This window comes from Pollutimonas rozaliensis (assembly GCF_048751585.1).
Classification (GTDB): domain Bacteria; phylum Pseudomonadota; class Gammaproteobacteria; order Burkholderiales; family Burkholderiaceae_B.
Window position 1 is genome coordinate 1 of record NZ_JAZHOB010000142.1, and the last position, 267, is coordinate 267.

The following is a 267-nucleotide window of genomic DNA, read 5'->3' on the forward strand; positions in this document are numbered from 1 at the left end:
CAATGCGCAGAGGTTTACTTGTGGGTCCATTCTCAGCCTCGGCCTGCAATGTTTTAAAGGTTTCATAGTACGCTTTCGCTGCATCAACACTACTTACCGCAAACATGGCGTTAAACCCTTTAGCGCCAGAATAGGCTCGATGCGTTTTCTGGTTAAAATGGCTCAGAATATACTGCGAGATTTCACCAATGCGCATTGGATGTAAGAAGGCTTTCTTATTCTCAGCGGCACTAAGCTTCTTATCATCCTGCTCAGTCTCAATGCTCT

The 267-nt window shown here is 45.3% G+C and carries 1 protein-coding gene; it reads right to left on the reverse strand.

Features of this window, described 5'->3' with window-relative positions:
• On the reverse strand, positions 1-267 hold a 267-nt coding region (locus V0R37_RS22310), incomplete at both ends, for a type I restriction enzyme subunit R domain-containing protein (protein WP_420376583.1).